General features: G+C 48.5%; 8 protein-coding genes. 2 read left to right on the top strand and 6 right to left on the bottom strand.

Annotation, left to right across the window (positions count from 1 at the left end; all coding sequences use genetic code 11):
* The first annotated feature begins 249 nt into the window (after window positions 1-249).
* Both CWB98_RS08850 and CWB98_RS08845 read left to right on the top strand, forming a co-directional pair.
* A complete protein-coding gene (locus CWB98_RS08850; RefSeq protein ID WP_138544534.1) occupies window positions 250-1,698 on the top strand; it encodes a RimK family protein in 1,449 nt (482 codons plus the stop codon).
* A complete protein-coding gene (locus CWB98_RS08845) occupies window positions 1,698-2,807 on the top strand; it encodes a GNAT family N-acetyltransferase/peptidase C39 family protein (RefSeq protein ID WP_138544533.1) in 1,110 nt (369 codons plus the stop codon). The genes CWB98_RS08850 and CWB98_RS08845 overlap by 1 nt, the downstream gene beginning before the upstream one ends.
* Window positions 2,808-2,863: 56 nt before the next feature.
* Here the strand turns inward: CWB98_RS08845 and CWB98_RS08840 are convergent, their stop codons facing one another.
* The 6 genes from CWB98_RS08840 to surA all read right to left on the bottom strand — a co-directional run bounded on the left by CWB98_RS08840 (window position 2,864) and on the right by surA (window position 9,256).
* Window positions 2,864-4,879: a methyl-accepting chemotaxis protein gene (locus CWB98_RS08840; protein ID WP_138544532.1), complete on the bottom strand. Its 2,016-nt coding sequence runs from the start codon at window positions 4,877-4,879 to the stop codon at window positions 2,864-2,866.
* Window positions 4,880-4,992: 113 nt separating this feature from the next.
* Window positions 4,993-5,790 carry a symmetrical bis(5'-nucleosyl)-tetraphosphatase gene (locus tag CWB98_RS08835; RefSeq protein WP_138544531.1) on the bottom strand — a complete coding sequence of 266 codons (798 nt, stop codon included), beginning with the start codon at window positions 5,788-5,790 and terminating at the stop codon, window positions 4,993-4,995.
* The gene (gene apaG, locus CWB98_RS08830) at window positions 5,790-6,179 is read right to left on the bottom strand and encodes a Co2+/Mg2+ efflux protein ApaG (RefSeq protein WP_138544530.1); all 390 of its coding nucleotides are present in this window, start codon (window positions 6,177-6,179) and stop codon (window positions 5,790-5,792) included. Before apaG ends, CWB98_RS08835 begins: the two co-directional genes overlap by 1 nt.
* Window positions 6,163-6,969: a 16S rRNA (adenine(1518)-N(6)/adenine(1519)-N(6))-dimethyltransferase RsmA gene (rsmA, locus tag CWB98_RS08825; RefSeq protein WP_138544529.1), complete on the bottom strand. Its 807-nt coding sequence runs from the start codon at window positions 6,967-6,969 to the stop codon at window positions 6,163-6,165. Before rsmA ends, apaG begins: the two co-directional genes overlap by 17 nt.
* Entirely contained in the window at window positions 6,966-7,958 is a 993-nt protein-coding gene (pdxA, locus tag CWB98_RS08820; protein ID WP_138544528.1) for a 4-hydroxythreonine-4-phosphate dehydrogenase PdxA, read from the bottom strand. Before pdxA ends, rsmA begins: the two co-directional genes overlap by 4 nt.
* An 11-nt stretch (window positions 7,959-7,969) precedes the next feature.
* Window positions 7,970-9,256, bottom strand: a complete 1,287-nt coding sequence (surA, locus tag CWB98_RS08815; protein WP_138544527.1) for a peptidylprolyl isomerase SurA — start codon at window positions 9,254-9,256, stop codon at window positions 7,970-7,972.
* Window positions 9,257-9,258: the final 2 nt, after the last annotated feature.

The raw sequence follows: 9,258 nt of genomic DNA, 5'->3' as shown, positions 1-9,258 counted from the left end.
AAAAATGGCGCAAGTGTGCAGTATTGTCCCTTAAATTGCAACTTCGGTGTGTAACATCAGGCACATTGGCGGTTTTTTGCAGCGAATATGAGAAAAGAATTGCTCATCTTAAGCATCAAAATTGATCGTTTGTCTCTGGCCTGATTTTTACATACAAATAGCGTTATACCGGTTTAAAAAACCTTCATTAACAGGTGGCCTGTTGCGCTATGTTAACAGCATAAAGCTGGGCTCACACTAAGGATTAAAATATTGTCTACGCTATTTGTTGTTGATCAAAATGCAGATATCTTACCACTGAATGACAATGTGGTGACTTTCGAAACTTACCTGCAAGCGTATCCTAAACTTGGCGAATCTAAGCTAAGGGTCATTAACCTGTGTGACTGCCGTCGATACCTCAGTCAGGGCTACTATTGCTCCTTGCTGGCCGAGGCACGTAATCATCAGGCGTTGCCGAGTGTTAAAGTGATCAATGAGCTGGGTGATGAAGGCTGTACTGTGTATTTGTCACAGGCCTGGTGCACGCAGCAGGATATTGTGGTGCGACAGTCCCTGTCATTGCTGGTCTGTATGGGTGAAACGCAACAGGCGGAATATACCAAGCTCGCAGCGCACTTGTTTGCGCAATTCCAGGCGCCGTTACTGACTGTGCATGTGCAGCCTCAGAGCAACGGGTTACAGGTGCAGGTACTGCGCAGCGACTTTTCCTCAATTGAGCAGGACGAACTGGCATTTTGTACGCAGGTGCTTAGCCGAGTCCATGCAATGCAATGGAAGAAGCGCAAAAGCAGTAAAAAACACCGCTGGGATCTGGCTATGCTGGTTGATCATCAGGAGCAGTTGCCGCCGAGTAACAAAAATGCCGTGAGTCGCTTTGTTAAGGCCGGGGCCAAGCTGGGTATTAAAGTCCATCTGGTCAAGGCGGCTGAGCTGTATAACTTAAGTCAGTTCGATGGCTTGTTTATCCGTGAGACCACAGCCATTGATCATCATACTTACCGCCTTGCTCAGGAGGCGGAGCAAAAAGACTTAGTGGTGATTGATGACCCCAGCTCTATTTTGCGTTGTTGCAATAAAGTGTTTTTGCACGATGCGTTTAACTATAAAAAAGTGCCGTCACTGGAAACCCGCTTTGTCAGCCAGTGCTCAGAAGCGGTAATAGAAGAGTTGGTTGAACAGTTATCACTGCCTATGGTGTTAAAAATGCCTGAAAGTGCGTTTTCTAAAGGCGTGTACAAGGTAAAAACCAAAGAGGAGCTGCAATTTCGGTTGAATCTCTTACTGGGCGAATCGGCCATTGTGCTGGCCCAGGCGTATTTGTACACCGAGTATGACTGGCGTATAGGGGTACTGAACGGACGCGCCATTTACGCGTGCCGCTATCATATGGCACGTAATCACTGGCAGATCTATAACCACAGCTCAAAGCGTAACTTCTCGGGTGGGTTTGATACGTTACCAACTTTTGAAGTCCCTAAGGCTGTGCTGGGCGCCGCACTGAAAGCGGCGGCCGTGGTGGGTAACGGCTTGTATGGCATCGACATTAAAGAGCATGAGGGAAAGGCCTACGTGCTGGAAGTAAACGATAACCCCAGCATTGATCAGGGTGTCGAAGACAAGTACCTGGGCGATGAGCTGTATATGCAAATCATGTCTGAATTTTTGCGCCGTCTTGAAACGAGAGGTAAAAAGTAATGTTACAGGCCTGTATGGTGATTGAAAAAGCCCGGCCAGCGGATTTAGCCGAACTGGTTGAGCTGGAAGGGCGTTGCTTTAGCAACGACAGGCTCAGTCGCCGCCAGTTTAAGCATCATATTGGGTTTGAGCACAGTCTGCTGTTGACGACTCGGCTGGCAGGTGAGCTGGTAGGCTATGGGCTGTTGTGGTTGCATCAGGGAACACGACTGGCACGCTTGTACTCACTGGCAGTATCGCAGGAGCACCAGGGTAAGGGCATTGCCGGGCAGTTAATGGCGGCACTCGAGTCGCAGGCAGCCCAATTGGGCTGGCTGTATATGAGACTGGAAGTGGCCAGACGCAACATGGCTGCAATCGCGCTGTACAAGAAGCTGGGGTACCGGGTGTTTGGTGAATACCATAACTACTATGAAGATCACGATGATGCACTGAGAATGCAAAAGTGTATTCGTAAGCGCACTGAGCAGGCGACTTTGCAGGTTGCGCCTTGGTATCAGCAAACCACAGAGTTTACCTGTGGGCCAGCATCTTTGATGATGGCGATGGCCAGTATCGATCCGGGTTGCATGGGAGATCAAAGTCTGGAGCTGGAGATCTGGCGTGAAGCAACAACCATTTTTATGACCTCGGGACATGGTGGCTGCCATCCGTTTGGCCTGGCACTGGCTGCAGAAAGGCGCGGCTTTGCCACAGAAGTGGTGGTCAACACGGCGCAGCCTTTGTTTATCGATGGGGTGCGCAACGAGCAGAAAAAACGGGTGATGACGCTGGTACACGAGCAGTTTAAACAAGAGTGTGAATATCGGGATATCCCCATTCAGTGCACCAGCCTGAAACTTGAGCAGGTAGGGCAGTGGTTGTCTGAAGGCAGCTCAGTGTTGGCCTTGATCAGTACCTACCGCTTAAACGGCAAGAAGGCACCACACTGGGTCTTAATCACCGGCATTGATGCACTGTGCTTGTATGTCAATGACCCGGATGTGGAAGAGGATCAGGAAGCAATCGATTGTCAGCAGGTGCCGATAGCCCGCGAGGACTTTGAAAAAATGGCCACTTTTGGCGCGGGTAAACTGAGTGCCCTGGTGGTGGTGCATGAGTCTTTCTGACTAAAGAAAAGGGCCGCTCATTGAGCGGCCCTTTTTATATTCCGTATCGATTGAGATCAGACTCGGAACTGGTCAACCGACTGTCTCAGCTCTTCGGCCAGCTTGGCCACTTCTGAGCTTGAGATAGACGTCTGGTTTGCGCCTTCAGCCGTTTGTTCGGCGATGGTTACAATAGACTCCAGACGTTCACTGATCTCCTGAGAAACCTGCTGCTGCTCGTTGGCGGCATTGGCAATTTCCTCACTGACGTCGTGTGCACGCGACACCGCATCTGTGATTGAGTTAAGCGCTTCATTTGCTACATCACTTTGATGAACACATGATTCAGCCTGCTGCTGGCCTTTCGACATCGCACTCACGGCTTCTTCGGCGCCGCTTTGCAGCGACTCAATCATGGCCTGAATTTCCTGAGTCGACTCTTGAGTCTTGCTGGCCAGAGAACGAACCTCATCAGCAACCACCGCAAAGCCACGACCTTGTTCACCTGCACGGGCCGCCTCAATGGCAGCATTCAGTGCCAGCAGGTTCGTTTGCTCTGCAATACCGCGGATAACATCCAGGATCCCGCCGATGGCTGAACTGTCCTGATGCAGTTTGTTGATGACCTCAGAGACGGCTTCCACTTCATGAGCCAGTTGCTCTATAGTGTGCTTGTTATCCTGAGAAATGCCTTTGACTCGCTCGGCTTCTTTATCGGCGTTTTTGATTTCCTGCAATGCCTGGTGCGCACTGTTGCTAACACCATGGGCTGTGCTGCTCATTTCTGTGGTGGCCGTCGCTGCTTGTTCAACCTGAGACTGCTGGCTCTTAATTGCCTGACTGGACTCTATGGTGATGGCTGAAGTCTCTTCTGAGGCTGCTGCCAGCTGGGTTGAACGCGAAACAATACCTGTGATCAACTCTCGCAGGCTGGCAATAAGGCTATTACAGCTACTTGCCAGTTCACCAAATTCATCTTTTGCTGAGTCGTCCAGAGTTTGAGTCATGTCGCCGCGCGCTACAATATTGAGTACTCGGTTCACTTCTGCCAGTGGTTTAGTTATGCGGCTAACAGTCAAATAAGCGATAATAATCGCTAGCAAGGCAGCCAGGATCATGCCCACCCAAGTCCACATATTTGCAGAGGTGACATCTGCGCGTACTTCATCCTGAATATCAAACGCCAATTGTTTGGATTGTGCAACCAACTCACCAAGTTGCTTCAATGCCGTATTCGTTGTGGTCTCTGCAGCATCCAGCTCAGTGCGGGTCTTTTGTCTTGCTTCGATCAACTGACCCACATTGCCAGCAATACCGTTTGAGCCTTGTAACTGAGTCAGAAGGTCACTGTAATACTGCTGTAAGTCATCTGAGAGTGTGCTATCAAGTTGCGCGACGGTCGATGTCATCAACGCCATATTACGTTCCAGCTCTTCCAACACGTAGGCTTGTTCTTTTTCAACGATATCCAGTGTGTTGCGCTCTTTGATGGTCATCATGTCTGTACTGGTGGTGACCGCTGAGCTAAACAGGTTTTCCAGTTTGGTTGCGGCCTGATAAGCACGGTTGTCATTTTCCTGCAAGCCATCCAGATCAAGAATGTCTAGTACCACTGTGGTGGCATCTTCTGCTGCCATTTCAGTGTCTTCGAGTTGCTGTTTAAGGGTTTTTACCAGCATAAGCTCACGGGCTTTGTTGCTTAGCAGGCCCTGCACTGAAGCTGAAAATTGATTAAAGCTTGTTTCGACCTGGCGTTTGCTTTGTGCCAGACCTGGATCTTGGTCAACCACAGCACCTAATTCAGAAAAGGTTTTATTGAACGCTTGCTGGCGCTCATTAAATTTTGCTTTAAGTGAATTAAGTTCGTCGGGTGACTGGGTAAAATAACTGCCCTGAGCAAGTTTACTCATTTGAGTAAATTCGATCTGTAAAGCAGCACTGCTGTCGAGTGCGGGCAATGACAGCGAATTAACCAGTCTTGTGGAATTATCAATATTGGCGATCCTTAGCAGCGAGTTTCCTCCGATCATCAACAGGAGCAGAGTGATTATTATAAAACCACCCCAGATACGTTGGCTTACAGTCAAATTCATACGGGTACCATCAAATTAAAGCTGAATGAATGCTTATCGGATTTATTGCGCGATAGTTAAGTATTTTATAGCAGATGTGAATTCAAAATTCAGTAAAATCGGCTGAGAAACAGTTAATTGCTCGAAATTTGCTCGTTTTTGTCTAAATCAAGCAAGGTCATAGGTCCACCCCATACACACCCTGTATCTAAAGCGGTGACATTTGGGACATGTGTGATACCTTGCAAGGCGGCCCAGTGACCAAATATGTAACGATTTTGGTCAGTTTGAAAGCGTGGATGCGTAAACCACGGACGTAATTCGCCAGCATCATCCAGCGTACCTTTATTGTCAAAATCAAGATGCCACTGAGAAGTCAGGAAGCGCATTCGAGTAAACACATTGACTATGGTATTAAATCGGCTTTGTTCATCTTTATCCAGCACCAGACGCGACTCTTTGCCATACATGGCGGGTAAAAACTGGCTGGCCTCATTGCCCATATATTTTTGCTGCGCCCACTGCCCTAATGACAGAGCTTGTTCAATCTGCCACTCGGGATGAATACCGGCATGAGAAATAAAGGTACGATATTTTTCCAGATAGACACACAGAGGCTGGCTGCTTAAATAGCGTAAGTACTCGGGTAATTTACTGTGCTTGTATAAATCATCAAGTTTGTCTTTGGGATTAGGGGCATTGCCTAGCATTACATTGCAGATAAGGTGCAAATCATGGTTGCCGAGCGTAATGGTTGTGCAATCCTGGTGGCGAAATACAAAGTCCAGGCAACCGAGGGAGTCGGGACCTCTGGCAACGATATCGCCGACCAGATAAAGGTGGTCACGTGCAGGGTTGAAGGCGACCTCCTGCAATAGCTGCTTTAATGGCGTAAAGCAGCCTTGCAGATCACCGACCACATAATTGGCCATTAGTGCAGGATATCCGGGCGACTCAGTCTGAATACCTGAATCGGTGCCCGAAACTCGGTACCAAATTCGTTGCGCATGACATAGTAGCCTTCCATCGTTCCAACAGGCGTATCCAACACAGCACCGCTGGTATATTGGTAACTCTCCCCGGGGCGAATGGTGGGCTGCTCGCCGACCACGCCATCACCTTCGACTTCAGTCTCTTTGCCATTGGCGTCGGTGATCAGCCAGTAACGGCTTTCCAGCTTGGCATTACACAAGCTGTGATTTTTGATGGTAATGGTGTAAGCAAAGACGTATTTGTCTTTTTCTGGCTGAGATTGACCTTCAACATAGAAGGTCTCTACAGATACTTTGATCGGTGAGCCGATCTCACTCTTTGTTGTCATAAATCCAGTTTGCTATCTCAATAAATTGCGAAAGGGAAATATTCTCTGCACGTAAACCAGGGTCTATGCCAAGATCACTTAGTTGCTCAGCTGTCATCAGGTTAGACAAGCTGTTGCGCAGCGTCTTACGTCTCTGGTTGAACGCTTCAAGACACACAGTGTTGAGTACTTTGGTGCTTTTGGCACTGCGTTGTTGCGCATCTTTAGGGATTAGCCTTACCACTGCGGAGTCAACTTTAGGTGCAGGCTTAAAGCAAGTCGGTGGTACTTGGATCACAGGAATTGCGTGACAATAATACTGAGTCATCACGCTTAAACGGCCATAGGCTTTGGAGCCCGGTCCGGCGACCATACGATTCACGACTTCTTTTTGCAGCATAAAATGCATATGCTCAACATGATCTGCAAATTCGAATAAATGAAAAAGCAGTGGGGTAGAGACGTTGTAGGGTAAGTTACCAAAAATCTTCAACTTCTCATCGCCTTTAAGGAGCGAAGAAAAATCAAACTTCATGGCGTCGCCCTGGTGTACCGTCAATTTGGGCCCCATAAAAGGGTGGTGGATCAGGCGCTCAGCCAGATCACGATCTAGTTCCACAACAGTTAGCTGGTCACTCAGTTCGACAACGGGCTCAGTGATGGCGCCTAAGCCTGGACCTATCTCAACCAGGTTATCTGTGGGCTTAGGGTCGATGGCCGTAACAATCTTATCAATGATATTGCTGTCGTTAAGGAAGTTTTGGCCGAAGCGTTTACGGGCTCTGTGGCCCAAATGTACTTTATCTGTCATGAACTCTGTGTTTTCTCGGTGGCGAGCTTAATTGCTTCGCGGATCGCTAATTCGAAACTTCCGACTTCGGCGTTGCCGCTGGCGGCAAGGTCAAGTGCCGTGCCATGATCAACGGAAGTACGGATAAAGGGCAATCCCAGGGTAATATTTACCGAATTGCCAAATCCTTTGTATTTTAACACAGGTAAGCCCTGATCGTGATACATTGCCAGCACGGCATCGGTATTTTCGAGGTATTTAGCCTGAAACAGGGTATCGGCGGGCAATGGGCCAACAAAATGCATACCCTGCGCATTGAGCTCAGTCAGAACCGGTTCTATGGTATCGATTTCTTCACTGCCCAGGTGTCCCCCTTCGCCTGCATGCGGATTTAACCCGCACACCAGCACATTTGGCCGCTCAATGCCAAATTTAGTTTGTAAGTCCTGATAAAGAATATGGGCAACTTTCGTCAGGCGCTCATGGGTAATGGCTTTAGAAACGTAAGCAAGAGGAATATGCGTTGTTACAAGCGCCACACGCAGTCCTTCGGTAGCCAACATCATGACCACATCAGGTGTATTGGATTGCTGAGCAAAGTATTCGGTATGGCCACTAAACGAAATACCTGCGCGATTAATGATCCCTTTGTGAACCGGCCCGGTGACGACCGCATCGAACGTGCCGTCCATATTTTTTTCAGAGGCAATACGCAAGGTATCTAGCACATACTGACCATTGCGCTCGTCTAGTTCCCCTGGGATTACATCGCAGCCTCTGTCGACTTGAAGGTAATAAATACTGCCGGATGGTGCTGCCGTGGCTGGGGCATTGGGATCAAACGGAATGAGCTCAATGGTTGTATCTAACTCCCGGGCACGTTGTAACATGATGTCTTTATCAACAACGGCGACCAGCTGAGCTGGCCAGTCGTGTTGCGCAAGTTTGATGACCAGATCTGGTCCTATCCCTGCCGGTTCACCGGGGGTGATTGCGATTCTTAAACTCATCTTAGTTCTTCTTAGTCGATTACTTCTACGTGTGCCTGTTCGCGCATTTCGCGCATCCACTTAAAGCTCTCTTCTTTAAACTTACGACGAAACAGAAGTTGATGGGCACGATTTGCTTTTGCTTGCTCTGTTTTATCAGCAACGCGTTTGTCAAGCAACTGTACAATGTGCCAGCCATAACTACTTCTGAATGGGTCACTTATCTCATTTTGCTCCAGAGACAGTAAAGCGTCGCGAAACGCTGGCGCATAAGTAGTCGGGTCTGTCCAGTCGTACTCGCCGCCTTTGAGCGCTGAACCGGGATCTTCCGAGTGCTCTTTTGCTAGTGCCGCAAAATCGGCGTTACCTTCACGGAGGTCGGCAGCAAAACCAGCCAGCATATCTCGTGCTTTTTCTTCACTAACAATGATGGATGGCTTGATTAGGATGTGACGTGAGCGCACTTCGACTCGCTCAACGACCTGGCGACCACGAATGTCCTGAACCTTCAGGATATGGAAACCTGCACCTGAACGCAGTGGACCAATGATATCATCTTTTTTCTTACCTTTTACTGCTTCAGCAAACAAGGTCGGCATTTCATTGATCCCCATCCAGCCAAGCTGTCCTCCGTCTAGCGCTTTTGCACCACTCGATGACGCAATGGCGATTCGTTTGAACTCTTTACCTTCGTCCAGAAATTCCATCACCTTTTCAGCGCGCGTGCGCGCATCTTCAATGTCTTCGGGGTTTGCTTTACTATCAACTTTGATCAGGATATGGCCTATATCATATTCTTCTGATTGACCCGTTTGCTCTGCTAAAATCTTCTGCAGATTAGCAATTTCCTGCGGGCTGATGTAAATGCGGCGATCAACTGCGGCGCGTTGTACCTGAGACATCATGATTTCGGTACGGATCTCTTCGCGGTACGCCTGGAAGCTCTCGCCAGCTGCTTCGATTGAGTTACGCAGATCTGAGATTGTTCCACCCTGATCTCTAGCCATGTTAGCCAGAGTCTGATCCAATTGGGCATCGGAGATTTCCATTCCCATACGGTCAGCCATTTGCTGCATCAGCACTTGGTCGATTAGTTTTTCAACGGCTTGAACTTGCAAAACCTTATCCGAGGGGAGCTCCGTATTTTGCTGTTCGGCTTGCTCTTTCACACGTTTGAGGATTTTGTCTACTTCACTTTTTAACACCACGCCGTCGTTAACCGTCGCGACTACTTTGTCCAACTGGATACGCTCTGCCCATACCGGCTGTGCCAGCGTCATACTTAATATTGGAACTAATAACAGCTTTTTTAAATTCATAA

Source organism: Pseudoalteromonas rubra, assembly GCF_005887115.1.
Taxonomy (GTDB): Bacteria; Pseudomonadota; Gammaproteobacteria; order Enterobacterales; family Alteromonadaceae; genus Pseudoalteromonas; species Pseudoalteromonas rubra_F.
Note: the sequence above shows the minus strand (reverse complement) of the source record. Positions and strands in the feature narration are given on the sequence as shown.